Source organism: Staphylococcus auricularis, assembly GCF_001500315.1.
GTDB lineage: Bacteria > Bacillota > Bacilli > Staphylococcales > Staphylococcaceae > Staphylococcus > Staphylococcus auricularis.
In genome coordinates this window covers 1-217 of the sequence record NZ_LLER01000053.1, presented here as the reverse complement: position 1 = coordinate 217, position 217 = coordinate 1, and the positions used below count along the sequence as shown (strand labels likewise).

Below are 217 nucleotides of genomic sequence, written 5' to 3'. Positions count from 1 at the left end.
GTCTTCGGATCGTAAAACTCTGTTATTAGGGAAGAACAAATGCGTAAGTAACTGTGCGCGTCTTGACGGTACCTAATCAGAAAGCCACGGCTAACTACGTGCCAGCAGCCGCGGTAATACGTAGGTGGCAAGCGTTATCCGGAATTATTGGGCGTAAAGCGCGCGTAGGCGGTTTTTTAAGTCTGATGTGAAAGCCCACGGCTCAACCGTGGAGGGT

At 50.7% G+C, this 217-nt stretch carries 1 rRNA gene; it reads left to right on the top strand.

Going from position 1 to position 217, the window contains the following annotated elements:
* Positions 1-217, top strand: a 16S ribosomal RNA gene (locus tag APS80_RS10470); the annotation flags it as partial.